This window comes from Streptomyces justiciae, from assembly GCF_015163075.1.
Lineage (GTDB): Bacteria > Actinomycetota > Actinomycetes > Streptomycetales > Streptomycetaceae > Streptomyces > Streptomyces justiciae.
In genome coordinates, this window is record NZ_JADDXU010000006.1 from 262,536 (window position 1) to 284,439 (window position 21,904).

Below are 21,904 nucleotides of genomic sequence, written 5' to 3' on the forward strand. Positions count from 1 at the left end.
CCCTACCGTCGGTCTTTCCGGGCCATAGATTCGAGGGCATGACGACGAACACGATCGCTTCCGCCGAGACGACCCGCCTCAACTTCGCCAAGGCCGCCCCGAAGGCCTTCCGCGCCCTCATCGGCTTCGACGCCGCCGCCCGCGAGGGCCTCGACCCGGCCCTGGTCGAGCTGATCCAGATCCGCGCCTCGCACCTCAACCACTGCGCCTACTGCCTCCACATGCACACCAACGACGCCCGCAAGGCCGGCGAGAGCGAGGACCGGCTGCACATGGTCCCCGTCTGGCGCGAGGCCCGGCACTTCTTCACGGAGAAGGAACAGGCGGCGCTGGCCCTGACCGAGGCCGTGACACTGGTCGCCGACGGGGGAGTCCCCGACGAGGTGTACGCGCAGGCCGCGGACCGGTTCGAGGAGAAGGAGCTGGCCCAGGTGCTGGCGCTGATCTTCGCGATCAACACCTGGAACAGGGTGGCCCTGGCGACGAAGAAGGTGGCGGGGACGGACGAACGGGGGTGACGCGGCTTGGGTCCTGCGGCGCGCGGGGCTGATTCCTGCGGTGCGTGGTGCTGGTTCCTGCGGCGAGGGGTGCTGATTCCTGCGGCGCGCGGTGCTGGTTCCTGCGGCGCGCGGCGCGTCAGACGGTCATCGGCCGCCCGGTGGCCGCGGCGCCCGGAGCGTCACACGGTCATCGGCCGGTCGTACGGTCCGATCGGCGCCGGCAGTCGTGAACTCCCCGTCAGATGACGGTCGACGGCCGCCGCCACCGCCCGCCCCTCGGCGATCGCCCACACGATCAGCGACTGCCCGCGCGCGGCGTCCCCCGCCGCGAACACGCCGGGGGCGCTCGTCGCGAACCCGGCGTCCCGCGCGATCGTGCCGCGCGGCTCCATCGCCAGCCCGAGCTGGTCGACGAGGCCGTCCGCGCGGTCGGGGCCGGAGAAGCCGAGGGCGAGCAGGACGAGGTCGGCGGGGAGCGTCCGCCCGGTCCCCGCCACGGGCCGCCGCTCCGCGTCGACCTCGACCAGGTGCAGCGAGCGCACCTGTCCGCCGGCGTCACCGGTGAAGCGGAGCGTGGACGCCGCGAACAGCCGCGCGTCCGCGTCCGCCGCCGGGGCGGTCCGCAGCGTACCGGCCTCCTCGTGCGCGGCCGACAGCCGGTAGATCTTCGGGTACGTCGGCCAGGGCTCGGTGTCCTCGTCGCGCTCGGCGCCGGGCTGGGCGTAGATGTCCAACTGCGTGACGGACGCGGCGCCTTCGCGTACCGCGGTGCCCAGACAGTCGGCGCCCGTGTCACCGCCGCCGACGATGACGACGTGCTTCCCGGCGGCGGACATCGGGGAGACGTCCAGATCCCCCTCGCACACCCGGTTGGCCAGCGGCAGATACTCCATGGCCTGGCGGATGCCGGCCAACTCCCGCCCCGGCACGTCGAGTTCACGCCAGGCGGTGGCACCGGTGGCGATCACGACGGCGTCGTACCGCGCCCGCAGCTCGGCCGCCCCGATGTCCCGCCCGACCGCCGTGGACGTACGGAACTTAGTCCCCTCGGCCCGCATCTGCGCGATGCGGCGCTCCAGATGGTGCTTCTCCATCTTGAACTCGGGGATGCCGTAGCGCATCAGCCCGCCGAGCCGGTCGTCCTTCTCGAACACGGCGACTGTGTGGCCCGCCCGGGTCAACTGCTGTGCCGCGGCCAGCCCCGTCGGTCCCGAGCCGATGACGGCGACGGTCCGTCCGGACAGCCGGTCCGGTGGCCGCGGTGGCGCGAAACCGAGCTCCCAGGCCCGGTCGGCGATGGCCGCCTCGACGTTCTTGATGGTGACCGCGGGCTGGTTGATGGCGAGGACGCATCCCGCCTCGCACGGCGCCGGGCACAACCGGCCGGTGAACTCGGGGAAGTTGTTGGTGGCGTGCAGCCGGTCGGCGGCGGCCCGCCAGTCGTCCCGGGAGACGAGGTCGTTCCACTCGGGGATGAGGTTCCCGAGCGGACAGGCCTCGTGGCAGAACGGTATGCCGCAGTCCATGCACCGGTCCGCCTGCTTGTTGATGATGGGCAGCAACGCCCCGGGGACGTACACCTCGTCCCAGTCCCGGACCCGCTCCTCGACCGGCCGACGGGGCCAGTCCTGGCGAGGGGTGGTCATGAATCCCTTGGGATCGGCCATGGCCGTCTTCCTTGCGTTGGCATCGACGGGCCGTGCGTCATCGGGCGGCACTCTTTCGGCCACGATACGTCGCCCGGGCCACCCGCGCAGAGTGGGGGACAGCGCTTTCTCGACGGGCTTCGGGGAGCCGTCCCGCGGCTAGGTGAGGGCCAGTACGTACGCCACCGCCGCCGCGGCCGAGGCGACCATGCGGACGTGGTTCCACCTCGTCCACTCGCGCACGTACGTCGGCCAGTACGCGGCCGCTTCGGGAGTGCCGGCGTCCAGCTTGAGCAGGGCCTCGTTGCGCGGCACGTTCGCCACCATCGTCACCCCGAACGAGCCGACCAGATACAGCGCACTGCCCACCAGCAGCTCCACCGTGCCGTCGTCCGGCAGCAGCACGAACGTCACCACCGCGAGCACCGCGCACAGCACCGCCGAGCCGACGAACACCAGCATGAACGCGGGCCGCAGCGCGGTCACGTTGATCGCCTTCATCGCGGCGACCCCCTGCGCGGGCGGCAACGCGGCGAGCCCCTTCATCACGAAGGTCGAGAACGCGCAGAACACCCCCGCCACCAGCCCGGTCCCCAGGACGCCCAGCACCGTCAGCACGAAGTACGGTCCAGCGATCATCTCAACGTCAACTCCCGCATCGAGCCGAGATCCTGCCCGGCACCCACCGTCACCACAAGTGAATTCCCGTACGGGATGCGTCACCATGGCCGATCGACGCGGACACATACGCAGGCGTCCAGGGGACGTCTGTCTGAACGGCCGGCGTCTTCGATCCGCTGCGCCGGTTCGTCACCGCCACCCCTCCAGCACGCCCGCCACCGCCACCGCGATCCTCCGCCGGGCCTCATGCCGAGGCACCCCGCTCATCAGCAACTGGTCGTACGGCGTGTCCACATGCCGTACGGACGCCACCACCGCCGAGACGACGGCCCCCTCCGACAACGCCCGCCCCGCCGCACTCCGCCCCACCCGCCCACTGCCCCGCAGCGACGCGTGCGCGGCGATCCCGCGGGCCCGGTCGGCCGGGCAGCCGGGAAACAGCCGCCGGATCTCCGCCGCGAACGCCTCCGCGAAGCGCACGTCCTCGACCGCCCGCCGCCGCGCGTCCCGCTCCCGGCGCCGCCGCCGTGCCTCGGCGTCCGCCAGACACCGCGCCTCCGCCCGGGCCAGCGCCCCTTCCTCGACGAGGACGCCCTGCCGTTCGTACCGCCCCTTGCGCCGGTTGAACCGCACGACCACCGCCGACAGCCCACTCTCCTCCCGCGACCTGCGCGTCAGCGCGGTGTCGCCGCGCGGCAGGAACACCAGGTGGCCGAGGTCGGCGCAGTCCAGACAGCGGGGCGCCCCGTCCTCCAGGACCAGCATCGCCAACGGCCCGCCCCGGCACTCGGCGCACTGCTTCCGCTTGACGGGCTGGAAGACGAGAAGTCCGGTGCGGTGCGGGGGAGTTGCCAGGTGTGCCATACGGGGTTCATTCCCGTGCACGGGCCACGAACCACCCCACCCGCCCTACTCCGCAGCCGTCACCGACACCCGCGTCCGATGCCGCGTCGGCCGCTCGATCTCGTCGACCACCGCCACCGCGAGGTCCGCGTACGACAACGTCGGCCCCGCCCTCTCGGGCACCGGCTCACCGCCGATCGCATAGCGCCCGGTGCGCGGCGCGCCCTGCTCCAGTCCTCCTCCCGGGGTGAGCATCACCCAGTCGACCGCGTCCTCCCCGGCCGCGTGTGCACGCAACCGGTCCAGCCCCGCCGTGTGCGCCCGGGCGAACGGCCGGATCTCCGGCGGGAACACCGCGGGGTCGTCCATCACCGGCCGCCCGTCCGCCCCGAGCAGGTTCGCGAACAGCCCCACGGCCACCAGCCGCCGCACCCCCGTCGCGGTCAGCCCACTCAGCAGCGCGTCCGCCGCCTTCACGAAGAAGTCCGGATCGAGCGAGTCGAACCCCTGCTCCGGACCGCTGAACGGCGACACCGCGTGCACGGCGGCCACATGCCCGCCCGCCACGGCACGGACCGTGCCCGGATCGGTCACATCACCCCGGACGACCGTCACCCCCTCCGCGCCCAGCTCCGGATACCGGGCCGGCTCCCGCACCACGGCCGTCACCTCGTACCCGCGCCGCCGCGCCTCCGCCGTGACCGCCCGCCCCGCACGCCCGCCGCCCCCGAAGACGACGATCCCGTCACCCATGGCCAACCTCCTTGCCGGACACCGCCGTTCGGTGCCTGACCTGGACGGTAGAGACGCAAGCCCCGGTTACTTCAACGGTATCGGCGCTAGCCTCGACCGATGACCGCTCCGCTCGACCCTGACATGTTCGACCCCCTCTGCCCCTCCTCCGCGATGCCCTTCAGGGTGGGAGACAAGTGGACGGGCATGGTCATTCGCTGTCTGGAGAGCGGCCCGCGCCGCTTCACCGAGCTCCGCGTCCCGCTCCGGGCCGTCACCCCCAAGGTCCTCAGCGAGACCCTGCGCGCCATGGAGCGCGACGGCCTGCTCACCCGCACCGCGTACGACGAGAACCCGCCCCGTGTCGAATACGCCCTCACTCCTCTCGGCCGCACCCTGATCCCCCTCCTCGACGCCGCCCGCGCCTGGAGCGAGACCCACCTCCCGCACCTGCTCGCCGCCCGCCGGTCCCACGAGCGGGACGCGTCCTGACCGTCGGCTGACGCATCATGGGCCCTGTGCGACTCGAAGCGATCACCTGGGACCGGCTCGGCGACCTCCTCGCCGACCGCCTTCTCGACCTCAAGCCGGCCGACGGCGGCCCCTGGCCGCGCATCGCCTTCGACGGCGCCCCGGCGGCCCGCCCCCAGGACCTCGCCGAACGCGTCGCGGAAGCGCTCCGCGTACGAGGCCGGCCCTCTCTCGTCGTCGGCACCCAGGGCTTCCTGCGCCCCGCCTCGCTCCGCTTCGAGTACGGCCACCAGGACGTGGAGGCCTATTACGACGGCTGGTTCGACACCGGCGCCCTGTGGCGCGAGGTCTTCGGCCCCCTCGAACCCGGCGGCGACGGCCGCGTCCTGCCCGACCTGTGGGACCCGGACACCGACCGCGCCACCCGCAGCCCCTACGTCCAACTCCCGCCCGGCGGTTTCCTGTTGCTGCACGGCCCCCTCCTGCTGCGCCACTGGTTCCCCTTCGACCTGACCGTCCACCTCCTCCTCTCCCCGGGCGCCCTGCGCCGCCGCACCCCCGAGCCCGAGCAGTGGACCCTGGAAGCCTTCGAGCGCTACGAGCGCGAGACGGACCCCGCGGGCACCGCAGACGTCCTGGTGCGCGCCGACGACCCCCGGCACCCGGCATGGCGGGGCTGACCGGGTTCCCGGATGTCCGTTCCCGGAAGATCCAGCAAACCACTTTTATATGCGCGTGCATGTAACTACGCTGGGCCCATGACGACTTCCACGAGCGGTCACCTCTCCTTCGACGACTCCGTCCGCGCCCTCCTCGACGGCAAGAACTTCGCCAGCGTCGCCACCCTCGGTCCCGACGGCGCCCCGCAGAACTCGGTGGTCTGGATCAAACGCGAGGGCGACGCCGTCCTCTTCTCCTCCGTCGACCACCGCCAGAAGGTCCGCAACCTCCGCCGCGACCCCCGCATCAGCGTCTCGGTCTACGACCTGGCCAACCCCTACACCTCGGTCGAGATCCGCGGCACCGCCGAGATCCTCCCGGACCCCGACAAGCGCCTCCCGCACGACCTCTCGCACAAGTACCTCGGCATCGACCCGCCCGCCGAGAAGGAGGACGAGACCCGCGTGATCATCCGCGTCGTGCCGCGGAAGATCGTGGGCTTCTCCGCCTGAGCGGCCCCGCTGCCGGCCCTCGCCTCCGGGTGCGGCAGCGGCCGGGCGCGGCGAGAATGAACGGCGCCGGGACCAGCGGAGCACTCCCGCTCCGCGCCGGCCGTCCGGCACCGGGAGGTACTACATGACCACCGCCGGAGACATCATGCACCGCGGCGCCCAGTGGATCCCCGCGCACGAGACCCTGGACCGCGCCGCCCAGCTGATGCGTGAGCTCAACGTCGGAGCCCTGCCCATCAGCGACGCGAACGAACGCCTCTGCGGCATCCTCACCGACCGCGACATCGTCGTCGGCTGTGTGGCCATGGGCCACGACCCGGCCAAGGTCACCGCCGGTGAGATGGCCCAGGGAACGCCCCGCTGGATCGACGCGGACGCCGATGTCAGCGACGTGCTCCGGGAGATGAAGGACCACCAGATCCGCCGCCTCCCCGTCATCGAGAACAAGCGCCTGGTCGGCATGATCAGCGAGGCCGACCTCGCCCGCCATCTGACGGAGGACCAGATCGCGGGCTGGGCGGAGAGCGTCTACGCGAAGAGCGCGACGCGCTGATCGTCGTCCCGTCGTCCTGTCGTCCTGTCGTCCTGTCGTCGTGCGTAGGTGGCGTGCTCAGAGCCAGCCGTTGCGCCGGAAGCCGCGGTACAGCACCAGGCACGCCACGGATATGACGCCGAGGACCATGGGATAGCCGAACGTCCAGTGCAGTTCCGGCATGTGCTCGAAGTTCATGCCGTACACCCCGCAGACCATCGTCGGCACGGCGACGATCGCCGCCCAGGCCGTGATCTTCCGCATGTCCTCGTTCTGCGCGACCGTCACCTGGGCGAGGTGTGCCTGGAGGATCGAGTTGAGGAGTTCGTCGAAGGCGGCGATCTGCTCCTTGGCGCGCAGCAGATGGTCCGAGACATCGCGGAAGTACGCCTGTATCTCCGAGCTCACCACCCGTATCGGACGCGTGGACAACTCCTCGATCGGACGGGCCAGCGGCACCACGGCCCGCTTCAGTTCGAGGAGTTCACGCTTGAGCTGGTAGATACGGCCCGGGTCGGTCCGCGCGCCGTCCTGCGAGAAGACGTCCGTCTCGACCTGGTCGATGTCCGCCTGGACCGCGTCCGTGACGTTCAGATAGTCGTCCACCACATGGTCCGCGATCGCGTGCAGCACCGCGGCCGGTCCCTTGGCCAACTGCAGGGCGTCCGCCTCGAGTTCCTCGCGCAACGGGCCCAGCGAGCCGTGCATCCCGTGGCGCACGGTGATCACGAAGTCCTCGCCGACGAACACCATGATCTCGCCGGTGTTCACCACCTCACTCGTCGCCGTGAGCTCCTCGTGCTCCACGTAGCAGACGGTCTTGAACACCGCGAACAGCGTCTCGTCGTACCGCTCCAGCTTCGGGCGCTGATGCGCCTCGATCGCGTCCTCCACCGCCAGCGGGTGCAGTTCGAAGAGCTCCGCGATGCCCGCGAACTCCTGGTCCGTCGGCTCATGGAGACCGAGCCACACGAAACCGTCCCCGTGCTTGCGCACCCGCTCCACGGTGTCGACCAGGTCGCCGCCGCCCGGGACCCTGGCCCCGTCCCGGTACGACACGCAGTTCACCACCGAGGAGCCCAGCGGTGACCGGGCGGGATGGCTCAGGTCCACACGCGGGCGGCGCCGCGCCAGCCTTGCCACCCTGCGGAGGCCGCCGACCCTGCCTAGGCTCGTGACCTTCCGCAGATTCCCTGCCATGGACATCTGGATCTCCTTGCGTGGATCCCCGCTCGCCGCATTGCTGCGCCCTGGCGTGCCAGTGTGCCAGCCCTGCGTGAAACGCGGGTAAGCCTGTGGGAGCAGGGCATTCCGCTTTGTTCCCGCCTGTGGACGACGGGTTTCCGACGCGGCGCGGGACGCTCGGGTACCCCTCGTAGAGTTGCGTCGCCGTGCTGTCGTATCGGAGTCGTATCGGAGCGTCGACCACTATGGACAAGCGGGACAACTGGGATGATCGCGACATGATGCGAACCGACGGGTATCTCCTCGACAACCGGCAGACCGAGGCCGGAGAGCGCTTCGACGCCTTCGCCTCCCTCTTCGACCCCACGACGTTCCGGCACCTCGAAGGGTTCGGTGTCGGACCCGGCTGGCGCTGCTGGGAGGTCGGGGCCGGCGGTACGTCCGTCGTGTCCTGGCTGGCCAAGAAGGTGGGACCGACCGGCAGGGTCGTCGCGACCGACATCGACACCTCCCGGGTCGCCCCGGCCGCCCGGCCGCCGGTGGAGGTGCGGGTCCACGACGTCGGTGCGGAGGAGGCGCCGGGGGAGGGCTTCGACCTCGTGCACGCGAGGCTCGTACTCGTCCATGTGCCGGACCGGGAACGGGCGTTGCGGTCGATGGTGGAGTCCCTGCGGCCCGGCGGACGACTGCTCGTCGAGGACGCCGACCCCGCGCTGCAACCCCTGACCTGTCCCGACGAACACGGTCCCGCCGAGCAGTTGGCGAACCGACTGCGCACCGGATTCCGCCGCCTCCTCGCCGACCGCGGCGCCGACCTCTCCTACGGGCGCCGCCTCCCGCGCCTCCTCCGGGAGGCCGGACTGCGTCGCGTGGAGGCCGACGCGTACTTCCCGCTGACCTCACCCGCCTGCGCGGCCCTGGAGTCCGCCACGATCCGCCAGATCCGCACCGACCTCGTCACGGCGGGCCTGGCCACGGACGAGGAGATCGACCGGCATCTGGCGAACGTCGAGTCCGGGGCGATGGATTTGGCGACGGCGCCGATGATTTCGGCGTGGGGGCGGAAGGCGTAGGGGGTGGGTGGAGGGGAGTGGGCGGGGGAGCTGAGGCGGGCCGGGCTGAGGCGAACTGGGGTTAGCGGGGCGGAGGCGGGCCAGGGCTGCCCGGGTCACTCCGGCTATCGGGTCACCCCCGCCCACCGGGTGTGGCGTCCCGTCGGTGCTGTCCGGGTGGGCGTGTCGCCGGTGGTCGGCCTCCTACCGCCTCGACCGCCCTCGCCCCCGCCCGGCACCCTTCCCGCGCCGCGTCCTCGGGCTCTGCGCCGGTGAGGAGGGTGGCGAGAAAGGCGCCGGTGAAGGCGTCGCCGGCCCCGGTCGTGTCCGTGGGGATGGCCGGGACCGCGGGGATGCGGGCGGACACGGTGCCCGAGCGGGCCACCAACGCACCGTCCGCGCCCAACTTGGCGATCACCAGCGGAACATGACGACTGAGCTTGGCCGCCGCGTCCTCCGCATCGGGCAACCCCGTCAGCAGGCAGGCCTCGTCGAGGCTGGGCAGGAGGACGTCGACCCCCTCCACGAGCGCGAGGAACCGATCGACGCCCAGCTCCACGAGGAAGCCCACCGACGCGGGATCCAAGCTCACCGGCACCCCACGCGCGCGTGCCGCCTCCAGAGCCACCTCCACGAATGCCCGGCTCCCCGCGGAGAACAGCAGATACCCCGACAGATGCAGCCGGGCCACCCCGTCGAGCAGGGCGTCCGACCAGTCGTCCGGGGTGAGCCGCAGGGACGCCCCACTGTCCGTGACCAACGTCCGCTCGGCGGCGGCGCTCGTGTCGACGAGGCAGATCACCGTGCCGGTCGGCGCCTCCGGGTCGACGACGAGCAGGGGCTGCACCCCGCACGCCGTCAGCTCCCGCTCGTGCCAGGCCGCAGCGTCCGAGCCCACCCGCCCGAGCAACCGGACCTCGCCACGACCCCAATGGGCCGCCCAACAGGCCACGTTGGCACCGGCCCCACCGGGCAGCGTCCGGATCGCCGCGACGGTGTCCGTACTCGCCGCAAGCGGCCCCCGATGCCGGGCGACGATGTCGGTGATGACGTCCCCGACAACCAACAACGCCCCGGCCGACGAACCGACCCCCGCTGCCTCACCTGCACCACTCGCGGCCGAGCCGACCAATCCGGCGGACATTCCTCCGCCCCCGTCTTCCTCGCCCGAGCCGCCGGACCCGACCGCGCCCCCGCCCCTCCCCGCGCTCACCCCTACGCCCCGGCCCAGGCCGCCGCGATCCGTCCGGCCAAGTGCACATTGCCCCGTACCGCCGCCAGATTCGCTTCCAGTGAGGCGCCGTCGGTGTGTCGTACCAGGTAGTCGAGGAGGAACGGGGTGACGCCCTGGCCCGTGATGCCCCGCTCCTCGCATGCGTGCAGCGCGTCGGCCAGTACGCGCGCGTGCAGGTCGGGATCCAACTGCTCGGCCTCGGGCACCGGGTTGGCGACGATCAGCGCCGACTCCGGGCCGGACACGGCGTCCTGAGCCCGCATCACCGCCGCCACCTGCTCCGGGGTCTCCAGCGTCCAGTCCACCGGGTGGCCCGAGTCGGACAGATAGAAGCCGGGGAACCGGTCCGTGCCGTACCCGGCCACCGCGACACCCAGCGTCTCCAGCCGTTGCAGGGTCGCCGGCACGTCCAGGATCGACTTCACGCCCGCGCACACCACCGTGATCCTCGTCCGCGCCAGCAGCCCCAGGTCGGCCGACTCGTCCTGCGTCACCGTCCACTCCCGGTGCACCCCGCCGAGCCCGCCCGTCGCGAACACCCGGACTCCAGCGAGCGCCGCCAGCAGCGCGGTCGCCGACACCGTGGTCGCTCCGCTCGCCCCGGCGGCCACCGCGAGCGGCAGATCGCGATGCCCCAGCTTGCGGATGCCGTCCTCGTTCGCGACCCGCTCCAACTGCTGCTTGTCCAGGCCGACATGGGGCCGCCCGTCCAGCACCGCGATGGTCGCGGGAACGGCGCCCTCGCGCCGTACGACGTCCTCCAGCTCCAGCGCCACCTGGAGGTTGCGCGGCCGCGGCAGCCCGTGCGCGATGATCGTGGACTCCAGGGCCACCACGGGTCGACGCGCGTCGATCGCCTCGCGCACTTCTTCGGAAACCACCAGCACCACGCGCCTGCCTCCTGCCGATCGTCGATCGTTCTTCCCTCATCTCTGGCGGGCGGCACACCCGGCCAAACCCTTGCGAGCCGTGGGGGACGACACCAGCCTGGGGTGCATGACGGACAACTCGACACGTCTCGACCATGTCGTCCTCTGGGTGCGGGACCCGCTGGCGTCGGCCGACTTCTACGAGAAGGCGGTCGGCATGCGGCCCCTGAGGGTCACCGACTTCGCCGCCGGCACCGCGCCCTTCCCCTCCGTGCGGCTCAACGACGAGACGATCCTCGACCTCGCCCCGCTGGCCGGTGCGGCCCACGCGACGATGCTCCCCGGCGCCGCCGACAGCGCGGGCCACCCGGTCAACCACATCTGCCTGGCCCTGCCCGGCGACGACTTCGACGCACTGCGCACCCGCCTGGAGGAACGCTCGGTGCCCGTCTCGGAGATCCACCACGACTCCTACGGGGCCCGGGGCATGGCCCGAGGCAGCTTCTACTTCCGCGACCCGGACGGGAACATCTTCGAGGTACGGCACAACGACTGACCCGCGCGCGAGGGGGCCGCACGCGCGCGTGGGCCCCCTCCTCGGTCGACAGGCGTCAGACCGGTCGTACGCCCTTGAGCGCCCCGTGCGGGTCGAGCACGTACTTGCGGCTCGCGCCCTGGTCGAACTCGGCATAGCCACGCGGCGCGTCCTCGATGCCGATGACGGTCGCGTTGACCGCCTTGGCGATGTGCACGCGCTCGTGCAGGATCGCCATCATCAGGCCCCGGTGGTACCTCATCACCGGGCACTGTCCGGTGGTGAACCGGTGGCTCTTGGCCCAGCCGAGCCCGAGCCGCACCTTCAGCGTCCCGGACTTCGCGTCCTCGTCGACCCCGCCGGGATCGTCCGTGACGTACAGACCGGGGATGCCGAGGGCGCCGCCCGCGCGCGTGAGGCCCATCAAGGAGTTGAGGACCGTGGCGGGCGCCTCCGGGGCCTCCGGACCGTGGGCCCGGGCCTCGAATCCGACCGCGTCGACCGCGGCGTCCACCTCGGGCTCGCCCAGGATCTGCTCGATCTGCTCGCCCACGCTGCCGCGCGAGACGTCGACGGTCTCGCAGCCGAAACTGCGCGCCTGCGCGAGCCGCTCGGCGTTGAGGTCGCCGACGATGACGACCGCGGCGCCCAGCAGCTGTGCGGACGCGGCCGCCGCCAGTCCGACCGGCCCCGCCCCGGCGACGTACACCGTCGAACCGACACCGGCGCCCGAGCTCACCACGCCGTGGAAGCCGGTCGGGAAGATGTCCGACAGCATGGTCAGGTCGAGCAGCTTCGCGCGCGCCTGGTCCCGGTCCGGGAACTTCAGCAGGTTGAAGTCCGCGTACGGCACCATCGCGTACTCGGCCTGGCCGCCGACCCAGCCGCCCATGTCGACATAGCCGTAGGCCGCCCCGGGCCGTGCCGGGTTGACGTTCAGACAGATGCCGGTGGCGCGCTCCTTGCAGTTGCGGCACCGGCCGCAGGCGATGTTGAACGGTACGGAGACGATGTCGCCGACGTCGATCGTCTCGACGTCCGGTCCCCGTTCGACGACCTCTCCGGTGATCTCGTGTCCGAGGACCAGCCCCTCGGGCGCCGTCGTCCGCCCGCGCACCATGTGCTGGTCGCTGCCGCAGATGTTGGTGGCGAGCACCTTGAGGATCACACCGTGCCGGCACTTGCGGCCGACGTTCTCGGGTGCGACCCCCGGCCCGTCCTGGAGTTCCAGCGTCGGGTGGTCGATGGTCCTGACCTCCACCGCTCCCGGCTTGAGATACGCGACTGCCCTGTTCCCGCTTCCGCTCATGCGTGATCGCCGTCCCTTCGGCTCCGAAGTCTTCGGATGCCAGTGGCTGTGCGCATGGCGGAGTCTGCTACCGCGTCGGCCTTCCGGCCAGCCGTCGCGCGCGGACCGGGAGACAGCCGTCTCCTGTCGCGTCGGCCTTCCGCCCTGCCGTGGCACGCGGGACCGGAGCCAGCTGTCTCCTAGAACAGCGGTTCGGGGAGCACGCCCTCCAGGGCCAGCAGCTTCCGCTTGGTCTCCAGGCCGCCGCCGAACCCGCCGATCCCGCCGTCGCTCTCCACGACCCGGTGGCAGGGCACGACCACCGGCAGCGGGTTGGAGCCCATCGCCACCCCGACCGCCTGCGCCGCGCCCGGCTGACCGACCCGGCCGGCCAGATCGCCGTAGCCCACGACGCTGCCGTACGGCACCCCGGCCGCCAGCTCGCGCAGCACCTGCCGGTTGAAGCCGGAGATCAGCGACCAGTCCAGAGGCAGCTCGAAATCGCGCCGCCGACCCGCGAAGTACGCCTCGACCTGGCGTATCGGCTCGGCCAGCAGCGGGGAGCCGGGCGCCTCGACGGGCTCGCTGCCCAGGCGGGAGGCGAGCCGGTCGAGCGCCTTGTCGCGCACCGGGTCGGTGGCGTGGAACACGACGTTGACGAGGCCCTCGCGGGTCGCGGCCAGCAGCAGGGGGCCGATGTCGGTGGCGACGACGGCCCATACGCCTTGCTGCTCGTTCTGCCCATGGCTGTCCATGCGCCCACCGTACGACTCGCCACTGACAACGCCCCGCGGAGCGGACCTGCGGACCTCGGGGCCCGCCCGGTGCCGGGCGTGGCAAGGTCCGCCCGGCCCGGTGCGTCTCAGGACCCGTCGGTCGCGTCCCGCACCACGTCCGGCTTGTTGCTGATGATGCCGTCGACGCCGTACCCGGCGACCCGGCGGGCCGTCTCCGCGTCGTTCACGGTCCAGGCGAAGACCTCCAGCGGCTTGCCGTGCGCCCCGTCGAAGGCGTGGACGGTGGCGACGTACCCGGGGGAGATGGTGCTGTGCGAGGGGTTGATCTGGTCGGTGAACGCCGCGTAGGCCGACAGGTTCGCGACGGACGGCGTACCGAGGATGCCGGTCTTCACACCGGGCTTCAGCTCGTGGACGGTGCGCACGCTGTCCGCGCTGAAGCTCTGCACGACCAGCCGGCTCGTGCGGTGCTCCTGGTCGAGCCAGCCCTCGTTGGCGAGGACCTTGAGGGTCTGCCGCTCGATGCCCGGGTACAGGGCGGGGTTCTTGATCTCCAGGAGCAGCTTCTGGTGGTTGCGCTCGACCCGGTGCACGTACTGCTCCAGGGTCGGCACGCGCGCGCCCGCGTAGGAGGGGCCGAACCAGCTGCCCGCGTCGAGGCGCGCGATCTCGGCGGCGGTGAAGTCCTTCACCTTCCAGGGCGCCCGGCCGGGGAACACCTCCTCGACGTCGGTGGTGCGCTGGAGGCTGTCGTCGTGGATGACGACGAGCTCGCCGTCCTTGGTGCGCTGGACGTCGTTCTCGACCCAGCTGATGCCCATCCGGGCCGCGGTGTCGACGGCGGCCAGGGTGTTCTCGGGCGCGTAGGCGGAGGCGCCCCGGTGGGCGACGACCGTGGGCGGTTCGCCTTCCTCGGCGGCCCGGACGGCGGAGGAGGGAAGCAGGAGGGCGGCGGCCCCCAGGAGCGCGGTGGTCGTGGCGGCAACTGCGCGCGCGTGCATGCGTACTCCTTGCGTCGAGCGTGCACGGACAGCTCCACTGTGACAGCAGAGGGTCAACAGCAGGGGAGTACAGAATGGCCACAGATTGAATGGAGTTGCCCAACTCCGCTCACCGGTGCCGCACAACTGCGGCAACGGCGTGGCAAGGGCGTGTTTCTTTGCCGGAAAATCGTTCGACCATTCCGGTGGGGGTCATACTCTTCGCCTCAACCCTGACCGCTCGAGCGGTCCTGGGAAGGGGCGCATTTCAGCACATTCCGGGACGCAAGAAGGCGGAAGGGTAGCCGCGCATGCAAGGCACGGTCGACGGATTCAGCTACGGACTCGTCACACCGCTGGTGGCCTACCTCATGGCTTGCCTGGGAGGCGCCCTCGGCCTGCGCTGCACCACCAGATCCATGCTGGTGTCGAACTCGTGGCGCCCGGGCTGGCTGGCCCTCGGCGCCGCCGCGATCGGCTCCGGTATATGGACCATGCATTTCGTCGCCATGATGGGATTCACCGTCAAAGGCGCCCCGATCCACTACGACAAACCGACGACGTTCGCGAGCCTCGGCGTCGCGATCGTCATGGTGGGCATCGGGATCTTCATCGTCGGCTACAAGGGCGCGAGCGGCACGGCCCTGTTCACCGGGGGCACCATCACCGGGCTCGGCGTCGCTTCCATGCACTATCTGGGCATGGCCGGCATGCGGCTCAACGGGAACCTGGAGTACAACACGCTCACCGTCACCGCCTCCGTCGTGATAGCGATGGTCGTCGCCACCGCCGCGCTGTGGGCGGCCGGCCAGGTCAGAGGACTGCTGTGGAGCGTGGGCGCGAGCCTCGTCATGGGGCTCGCCGTCAGCGGCATGCACTACACCGGCATGGCCGCCCTCAAGGTCCATCTGCACGGCACCTCCGCCGCCCCGTCCTCGGGCGACTCCCCCGCGGAACTGCTCGCGCCCATGATGGTCGGCCCTCTCGCCTTCCTGCTGATCGCCGGCGTCGTCGTGATGTTCGACCCGCTGATGGTCATGGGCAAACCCGACTGGGCCCCCGTCGAGAACAAGCCAGGTATCCCGGCCCACGCGGACCTCCCGCACACCGCCCGCCGCCCGACGGTCCGCACCCGCCGCGGCGTCGGCCACCGCAGCTCCCGCACCCCGCAGAACCGCTGATCGGACCGCGTTGTCAGTGGGGGGTCGTACGGTGGTTCCATGCGGCCCGTTTCCCACATCGAACGCACGGTGGCGCCCTTCGAGGTCGTCAGCCCCTACCAGCCCAGCGGTGACCAGCCGGCGGCCATCGCCGACCTGGCCAAGCGCATCGAGGCCGGTGAGAAGGACGTCGTCCTCCTCGGCGCGACCGGCACCGGCAAGTCCGCCACCACCGCGTGGATGATCGAGAAGCTCCAGCGGCCCACCCTGGTGATGGCCCCGAACAAGACCCTGGCCGCCCAGCTGGCCAACGAGTTCCGGGAGCTGCTGCCCAACAACGCCGTCGAGTACTTCGTCTCGTACTACGACTACTACCAGCCCGAGGCCTACGTCCCGCAGTCGGACACCTACATCGAGAAGGACTCCTCGATCAACGAGGAGGTCGAGCGCCTGCGCCACTCCGCGACCAACTCGCTGCTCACCCGCCGTGACGTCGTCGTGGTCGCCTCCGTCTCGTGCATCTACGGCCTCGGTACGCCGCAGGAATACGTGGACCGGATGGTCCCCCTCAGGGTCGGCGACGAACTCGACCGCGACGAGCTGCTGCGCCGCTTCGTGGACATCCAGTACACGCGCAACGACCTGGCCTTCACCCGGGGCACCTTCCGGGTGCGCGGCGACACCATCGAGATCTTCCCGGTCTACGAGGAGCTCGCCGTCCGCATCGAGATGTTCGGCGACGAGATCGAGGCGCTGTCCACGCTGCACCCGCTCACCGGCGAGATCATCAGCGACGACCAGCAGCTGTACGTCTTCCCGGCCTCCCACTATGTCGCAGGTCCCGAGCGCATGGAGCGGGCCGTCAATGACATCGAGAAGGAGCTGGGCGAGCGCCTCACCGAGCTGGAGAAGCAGGGCAAGCTCCTGGAGGCCCAGCGGCTGCGCATGCGCACCACGTACGACCTGGAGATGCTCCGCCAGATCGGCTCCTGCTCCGGCGTCGAGAACTACTCGATGCACTTCGACGGCCGGCAGCCCGGCTCCCCGCCGAACACCCTGCTGGACTACTTCCCGGACGACTTCCTGCTCGTCATCGACGAGTCGCATGTCACCGTCCCGCAGATCGGCGCCATGTACGAGGGCGACGCCTCTCGCAAGCGCACCCTCGTCGACCACGGTTTCCGGCTGCCCTCCGCCCTCGACAACCGCCCGCTGAAGTGGGAGGAGTTCCAGGAGCGCATCGGCCAGACGGTCTACCTGTCGGCCACCCCCGGCAACTACGAGCTGTCCCGCGCGGACGGAGTCGTCGAGCAGATCATCCGCCCCACCGGCCTGATCGACCCGGAGGTCGTGGTCAAGCCCACCGAGGGCCAGATCGACGACCTGGTGCACGAGATCCGCAAGCGCACCGAGAAGGACGAGCGCGTCCTGGTCACCACGCTCACCAAGAAGATGGCCGAGGACCTCACGGACTACTTCCTGGAGCTCGGCATCCAGGTCCGCTATCTGCACAGCGACGTCGACACCCTGCGCCGCGTCGAACTGCTGCGGGAACTGCGCTCCGGCGAGTTCGACGTCCTGGTCGGCATCAACCTGCTGCGTGAGGGCCTCGACCTGCCCGAGGTGTCCCTGGTGGCGATCCTCGACGCCGACAAGGAGGGCTTCCTGCGCTCCGGCACCTCCCTGATCCAGACGATCGGCCGCGCGGCGCGCAACGTCTCCGGTCAGGTCCACATGTACGCCGACAAGATCACCCCGGCGATGGAGAAAGCCATCGACGAGACCAACCGGCGCCGGGAGAAGCAGGTCGCGTACAACACGGCGAACGGCATCGACCCCCAGCCGCTGCGCAAGAAGATCAACGACATCGTGGCGCAGATCGCCCGCGAGGACGTCGACACCGAGCAGCTGCTCGGTTCCGGCTACCGCAAGCAGAAGGACGGCAAGGGCGCCAAGGCTCCGGTGCCGTCCCTCGGCGGCAAGGCGGCGGGCGGCAAGGCAGCCAAGGGCAAGGCCAAGGAGACCGTGCCGACCGACCGGCCCGCGGCCGAGCTGGCCGAGCAGATCGAGGAGATGACCGCGCGGATGCGCGCCGCCGCCGCGGACCTCCAGTTCGAGATCGCGGCCCGGCTGCGCGACGAGGTCTCCGAGATGAAGAAGGAACTGCGCCAGATGAGGGAGGCGGGCATCGCCTGACGGACCCGCGACGCCCCTGTTGTACGCGCAGTGTTGCAAGACCGACACAAAGTACGGCCCCGGGTAGCGGCACTGTCAGTGCTCCTGCGTAGGGTTCTGGTCAACCGCGGACTCCGCGGCAACAGGGGACAGTTCGAGAGGGGAATCAGCGCGTGACCGTCAACATGACCAAGGGTCAGGCCATCAGTCTGCAGAAGAACGACGGCGGCAGCCTGACCGCGGTGCGCATGGGTCTCGGCTGGCAGGCGGCCCCCCGTCGCGGCCTGTTCGGCTCGCGCACCCGCGAGATCGACCTGGACGCCTCCGCCGTGCTGTTCGCGGACAAGCAGCCCGTCGACGTCGTCTTCTTCCGCCACCTGGTGAGCGACGACGGCTCGGTGCGCCACACCGGCGACAACCTCGTCGGCGGTGTCGGCCAGGGCGGCGACGACGAGGCGATCCTCGTCGACCTCGCGCGCGTCCCGGTCCACATCGACCAGATCGTCTTCACCGTGAACTCCTTCACGGGCCAGACCTTCCAGGAAGTGCAGAACGCGTTCTGCCGGCTGGTCGACGAGACCAACGGCCAGGAGCTGGCCCGCTACACGCTCGCGGGCGGTGGCGCCTACACGGCCCAGATCATGGCGAAGGTGCACCGCACCGGCGCCAACTGGACGATGACGGCGCTCGGCACCCCGGCCAACGGCCGCACCTTCCAGGACCTGATGCCGGCGATCCTGCCGCACCTGTAGGCCGACCGGCCCCGCCCGGCCAGGGCCCGTACACCGGCATGATCCGGCGGACGGGCCCTGGCGGCATCCGACACCGAAAGCGACACAGGGGGACGAAGGCATGACGGCCGAGCTGGTGCGGGGGCAGAACCACCCGCTCTCCCAGGCCCGCCTCGAGATCCGGGTCTCCGCCGGCAAGCCGGTGGTGGCCGGCGCGACGCTCAGCGACGAGCACGGCAAGGTCCACGGTGTGGAGTGGGTGGCCCACCCGGGCGCCCCCACCCTGCCGGGCCTGGAGGTCTCCCGCCAGGCCGCCGCCGACCACCGTCTCGCGGTGGACCTCGGCGCGATGCCGGAGGCCGTGCACCGGATCAGCGTGCTGCTCGCCCTGCCCACCGGGGTGGGCGGACCCGTCCGGTTCGGCGGCCTCGCCGCCCCCTTCCTCGCGGTCACCGGCCTCGACGGCTCAGAGGTCGCCAACTACACCATCACCGGCCTGGAGGCCGAGTCCGCCGTCGTCGCCCTGGAGCTCTACCGCCGCCAGGGCGCCTGGAAGGTCCGCGCCGTCGGCCAGGGCTATGCGGGCGGTCTCGCCGACCTCTTCGCCGACCAAGGAATGGCCGAGGCCCACCAACTGGCCGCCGGCATCAACGACGCCGTGGCCCAGGGCCTCGCCCGCTCGGTCCAGGCACCCCGCACGACCGACGGCGACCGCACCCGGCACGCGGCGACCCCGACCCTCGGCGCCGACCAGGGCGGCGCCGCGGCTCAGGGGGCCGTACCGCCGCCCCCGTCGCCGTACGGCACCCAGCCATCCGGCACACCCGGGCAGCCCACTTCTCCCTACGGCGCCCAGGCCCCCGGCACCCCCGGACAGCCGCCCGCCTCGCCCTACGACCCCCCGGCCGCCACGGACCCGCCCTCGGGCGCCCAGCCGGGCGCCACCGCGGGCGGCCCCGTCGACTACAGCCACCCGCGCCGCCAGACCACCGCCCCGCCCCCACCCCCGCCGACCGCGCCCCCGGCCCAGCCCGGACAGCCCCAGCAGCCCGTCGCGGGGGACGCGACCGGCTGGTCCATGGACGAGCGGCTGTACAACCAGGTGTGGGGCATGTTCGAGGACCTGGCCCGCACGATGGCCGCGTACCGCAGCGCCGTCGACTTCGCCGACTCGCGGATGGAGAAGGAGCTCGATGAGGCACTGTCCGACCCGCGCAGCCGGATCGGCGGTCAGAGCGACGCCGCGCGCGAGGCGGCCCGCGCCAAGCACACGCAGCTCGTCGACCAGGCCCGCTCGGCCCTGGACCGGGACCTCGCCCAGCTCGCCGCCGAGGCCGACGTCGTCGAGCCCGCGCTGCCCGCGGCCTACGCCCGCTGGGACAACCCCGTCTGGCACGGCTACCGGGTGCCGATGGAGATCCCCATGGCCCTGCGCCTGGGCGACCTGCATCTTCCCGAGGCCCCGCAGCTGCGCATCCCGATGCTGGTGAGGCTGCCGCTGGAGCGCGGGCTGTGGATCGACAGCGGACGGGCCGACTCGCTCGACGGCTCCTTCACCGACTCCCATGACCTCAAGCGTCTGGCGATGGAGTCGGCGGTGGCGCACGCGGCCCGGCTGCTCGCCGTCTATCCGGCGGGCGAGTTCACCGTGCACGTCATCGACCCGGCCGGCTCGGGAGGACAGGCGCTCGTCCCGCTGGTGCAGACCGGTGTGCTCGCTGGGCCGCCCGCCCTCGGCGCGGCCGGTGTCGCGGACGTCCTGGCCCGGCTCACCCAGCGCGTCGACCTGGTGCAGATGGCGGTACGCGGAGGGGCGCCCGACTCGCTCCCGCCGGGCTTCGACACCTCCGAGCAGCTGCTGATCGTCAACGACTTCCCGCACGGCTTCGACGACCGAGCCGTGACCCAGCTGCGCTACCTCGCCGACGAGGGACCGGCGGTCGGCGTCCATCTGATGATGGTCGCGGACCGCGAGGAGGCCGCCGCGTACGGTCCGTTGCTCGACCCGCTGTGGCGTTCGCTGCTGCGACTGAGCCCGGTGCCCGACGACCATCTCGCCGACCCGTGGGTGGGCCACGCCTGGACGTACGAGCCCTCGCTCGTCCCGCCGGGCAGCCAGGTCCTCCAGCAGGTCCTCAGCCGACTGGCAGCCGCCCGCACCAAGTACACGTAAAGGCGCCTGACCAGCTACTTTGACCTTTCTTTTGCCAATCGCTTTACCTTTCCTTGGTGATTGGGGTACCGTTTTCCTCACGGAGGGGAGTACTCCCTGTCGACTGCGGCGTACCCGTCAATACGGAACAGATCCCCATGGATCTGCTCCCGGGGCGTCGGCCCACCCTGGGTGGAAGAGACCTCCGGCAGCGCGACGACGCTGGTTATTTGCCGTTACGTATTGCCGGAGGATCAGTGGATGTTTCCGTGACCCTGTGGGTCCTGACCATCGTGGGCCTCGCCGCCCTCATCGCGGTCGACTTCTTCATCGGCCGCAAGCCGCACGACGTGTCCATCAAGGAAGCCGGGATCTGGACCGTCGTCTGGATCGCCCTGGCCGGCCTCTTCGGCCTCGGCCTGCTGATCTTCGGCGGCGGCCAGGCCGGTGGAGAGTTCTTCGCGGGCTTCATCACCGAGAAGTCGCTGAGCGTCGACAACCTCTTCGTCTTCGTCCTGATCATGGCGAAGTTCGCGGTGCCCTCGCAGTACCAGCAGCGGGTCCTTCTCGTCGGTGTCCTCATAGCCCTGGTCCTGCGGGCGATCTTCATCGCCGCGGGCGCCGCCATCCTCGCCAGCTTCGCGTGGGTCTTCTACCTCTTCGGCGCCTTCCTGATCTGGACCGCCTGGAAGCTCATCCAGGAGGCCCGGGCTGACGAGGACGACGAGGAGTTCGAGGAGAACAAGCTCCTCAAGGCTGCCGAGCGCCGCTTCGGTGTCGCCGACCGCTACCACGGCACCAAGCTGTGGATCGAGCAGAACGGCAAGCGGGTCATGACCCCGATGCTGGTCGTGATGCTCGCGATCGGCACCACCGACGTGCTCTTCGCCCTCGACTCCATCCCCGCGATCTTCGGCCTGACCCAGGACCCGTACATCGTCTTCACGGCCAACGCGTTCGCCCTGATGGGCCTGCGCCAGCTGTACTTCCTCATCGGCGGCCTGCTGAAGAAGCTGGTCCACCTCAGCTACGGCCTGTCGATCATCCTCGGCTTCATCGGCGTCAAGCTGGTCCTGCACGCGCTGCATGAGTCCGGGGTCCACGTCCCCGAGATCAGCATCCCGGTCTCCCTCGGCGTCATCTGCGGTGTCCTGATCGTCACCACGATCACCAGCCTCCGCGCCTCCAAGAAGCAGGCGGCGGCCGAGGCGGCGCAGACGCGGAGCGATGGCGCTCCGAAGGACAGCATCGACGCCTGACCACGTCGGACGTAGGAACAACCAGCACCG

At 71.0% G+C, this 21,904-nt stretch carries 22 protein-coding genes; 12 read left to right on the forward strand and 10 right to left on the reverse strand.

From position 1 onward, the window contains the following. Window positions 1-38 precede the first annotated feature (38 nt). A complete protein-coding gene (locus IQ210_RS19060) occupies window positions 39-518 on the forward strand; it encodes a carboxymuconolactone decarboxylase family protein (RefSeq protein WP_194080234.1) in 480 nt (159 codons plus the stop codon). A 161-nt stretch (window positions 519-679) separates the two neighbouring features. On the opposite strand, the gene IQ210_RS19065 is transcribed toward IQ210_RS19060, so the two are convergent. The 4 genes from IQ210_RS19065 to IQ210_RS19080 form a co-directional block, all read right to left on the reverse strand. Beyond that, a complete protein-coding gene (locus tag IQ210_RS19065; RefSeq protein WP_194080235.1) occupies window positions 680-2,167 on the reverse strand; it encodes a glutamate synthase subunit beta in 1,488 nt (495 codons plus the stop codon). Between the two features lie 138 nt (window positions 2,168-2,305). Beyond that, the gene (locus IQ210_RS19070) at window positions 2,306-2,785 is read right to left on the reverse strand and encodes an anthrone oxygenase family protein (RefSeq protein WP_194080236.1); all 480 of its coding nucleotides are present in this window, start codon (window positions 2,783-2,785) and stop codon (window positions 2,306-2,308) included. Between the two features lie 171 nt (window positions 2,786-2,956). Then, on the reverse strand, window positions 2,957-3,631 hold the full coding sequence (locus IQ210_RS19075) for a DUF2293 domain-containing protein (RefSeq protein WP_194080237.1): 675 nt from the start codon (window positions 3,629-3,631) through the stop codon (window positions 2,957-2,959). Between the two features lie 45 nt (window positions 3,632-3,676). After that, window positions 3,677-4,363, reverse strand: a complete 687-nt coding sequence (locus IQ210_RS19080; RefSeq protein ID WP_194080238.1) for an NAD(P)-dependent oxidoreductase — start codon at window positions 4,361-4,363, stop codon at window positions 3,677-3,679. Between the two features lie 99 nt (window positions 4,364-4,462). Between IQ210_RS19080 and IQ210_RS19085 the strand changes: the two genes are divergently transcribed. The 4 genes from IQ210_RS19085 (at window position 4,463) to IQ210_RS19100 (ending at window position 6,538) form a co-directional block, all read left to right on the forward strand. Further along, on the forward strand, window positions 4,463-4,834 hold the full coding sequence (locus IQ210_RS19085; protein ID WP_194080239.1) for a winged helix-turn-helix transcriptional regulator: 372 nt from the start codon (window positions 4,463-4,465) through the stop codon (window positions 4,832-4,834). A 17-nt stretch (window positions 4,835-4,851) separates the two neighbouring features. Further along, the gene (locus IQ210_RS19090; RefSeq protein WP_194080240.1) at window positions 4,852-5,493 is read left to right on the forward strand and encodes a nucleoside/nucleotide kinase family protein; all 642 of its coding nucleotides are present in this window, start codon (window positions 4,852-4,854) and stop codon (window positions 5,491-5,493) included. 78 nt (window positions 5,494-5,571) lie between these two features. Then, window positions 5,572-5,985: a PPOX class F420-dependent oxidoreductase gene (locus IQ210_RS19095; protein WP_194080241.1), complete on the forward strand. Its 414-nt coding sequence runs from the start codon at window positions 5,572-5,574 to the stop codon at window positions 5,983-5,985. A 124-nt stretch (window positions 5,986-6,109) separates the two neighbouring features. Further along, window positions 6,110-6,538 (forward strand): CBS domain-containing protein, encoded by a 429-nt coding sequence (locus tag IQ210_RS19100; RefSeq protein WP_194080242.1) that lies wholly within the window; start codon window positions 6,110-6,112, stop codon window positions 6,536-6,538. 57 nt (window positions 6,539-6,595) lie between these two features. On the opposite strand, the gene corA is transcribed toward IQ210_RS19100, so the two are convergent. After that, entirely contained in the window at window positions 6,596-7,723 is a 1,128-nt protein-coding gene (gene corA, locus IQ210_RS19105; RefSeq protein WP_194080243.1) for a magnesium/cobalt transporter CorA, read from the reverse strand. Between the two features lie 257 nt (window positions 7,724-7,980). On the opposite strand from corA, the gene IQ210_RS19110 reads away from it, so the two are divergent. After that, window positions 7,981-8,775, forward strand: coding sequence for a methyltransferase domain-containing protein (locus IQ210_RS19110; protein WP_194080244.1), 795 nt, complete (start codon window positions 7,981-7,983; stop codon window positions 8,773-8,775). Between the two features lie 112 nt (window positions 8,776-8,887). Here the strand turns inward: IQ210_RS19110 and IQ210_RS19115 are convergent, their stop codons facing one another. Together IQ210_RS19115 and IQ210_RS19120 are read right to left on the reverse strand one after the other, a co-directional pair. Then, window positions 8,888-9,898 carry a carbohydrate kinase family protein gene (locus IQ210_RS19115; protein ID WP_194080245.1) on the reverse strand — a complete coding sequence of 337 codons (1,011 nt, stop codon included), beginning with the start codon at window positions 9,896-9,898 and terminating at the stop codon, window positions 8,888-8,890. Between the two features lie 71 nt (window positions 9,899-9,969). After that, entirely contained in the window at window positions 9,970-10,878 is a 909-nt protein-coding gene (locus IQ210_RS19120) for a pseudouridine-5'-phosphate glycosidase (RefSeq protein ID WP_194080246.1), read from the reverse strand. 106 nt (window positions 10,879-10,984) lie between these two features. Here IQ210_RS19120 and IQ210_RS19125 point away from each other — a divergent pair, with 106 nt between their 5' ends. Then, the gene (locus tag IQ210_RS19125) at window positions 10,985-11,413 is read left to right on the forward strand and encodes a VOC family protein (protein ID WP_194080247.1); all 429 of its coding nucleotides are present in this window, start codon (window positions 10,985-10,987) and stop codon (window positions 11,411-11,413) included. 55 nt (window positions 11,414-11,468) lie between these two features. Here IQ210_RS19125 and fdhA read toward each other — a convergent pair whose 3' ends face one another. The 3 genes from fdhA to IQ210_RS19140 all read right to left on the reverse strand — a co-directional run bounded on the left by fdhA (window position 11,469) and on the right by IQ210_RS19140 (window position 14,418). Further along, window positions 11,469-12,701: a formaldehyde dehydrogenase, glutathione-independent gene (gene fdhA, locus IQ210_RS19130; protein ID WP_194080248.1), complete on the reverse strand. Its 1,233-nt coding sequence runs from the start codon at window positions 12,699-12,701 to the stop codon at window positions 11,469-11,471. Between the two features lie 179 nt (window positions 12,702-12,880). After that, entirely contained in the window at window positions 12,881-13,435 is a 555-nt protein-coding gene (locus tag IQ210_RS19135; RefSeq protein WP_194080249.1) for a methylated-DNA--[protein]-cysteine S-methyltransferase, read from the reverse strand. Between the two features lie 107 nt (window positions 13,436-13,542). Beyond that, a complete protein-coding gene (locus tag IQ210_RS19140; protein ID WP_194080250.1) occupies window positions 13,543-14,418 on the reverse strand; it encodes a glycerophosphodiester phosphodiesterase in 876 nt (291 codons plus the stop codon). 290 nt (window positions 14,419-14,708) lie between these two features. Here IQ210_RS19140 and IQ210_RS19145 point away from each other — a divergent pair, with 290 nt between their 5' ends. From IQ210_RS19145 to IQ210_RS19165, 5 genes are all read left to right on the forward strand, one after another. Beyond that, a complete protein-coding gene (locus IQ210_RS19145; protein WP_194080251.1) occupies window positions 14,709-15,578 on the forward strand; it encodes an MHYT domain-containing protein in 870 nt (289 codons plus the stop codon). Between the two features lie 39 nt (window positions 15,579-15,617). Further along, window positions 15,618-17,753: an excinuclease ABC subunit UvrB gene (uvrB, locus tag IQ210_RS19150; protein ID WP_194080252.1), complete on the forward strand. Its 2,136-nt coding sequence runs from the start codon at window positions 15,618-15,620 to the stop codon at window positions 17,751-17,753. A gap of 152 nt (window positions 17,754-17,905) precedes the next feature. Then, window positions 17,906-18,484, forward strand: coding sequence for a TerD family protein (locus IQ210_RS19155; protein WP_194080253.1), 579 nt, complete (start codon window positions 17,906-17,908; stop codon window positions 18,482-18,484). Between the two features lie 100 nt (window positions 18,485-18,584). Continuing rightward, entirely contained in the window at window positions 18,585-20,636 is a 2,052-nt protein-coding gene (locus tag IQ210_RS19160; RefSeq protein WP_194080254.1) for a TerD family protein, read from the forward strand. Between the two features lie 236 nt (window positions 20,637-20,872). Further along, complete coding sequence (locus IQ210_RS19165; RefSeq protein WP_194080255.1) at window positions 20,873-21,874, forward strand: TerC/Alx family metal homeostasis membrane protein; 1,002 nt, start codon at window positions 20,873-20,875, stop codon at window positions 21,872-21,874. Window positions 21,875-21,904 lie beyond the last annotated feature (30 nt).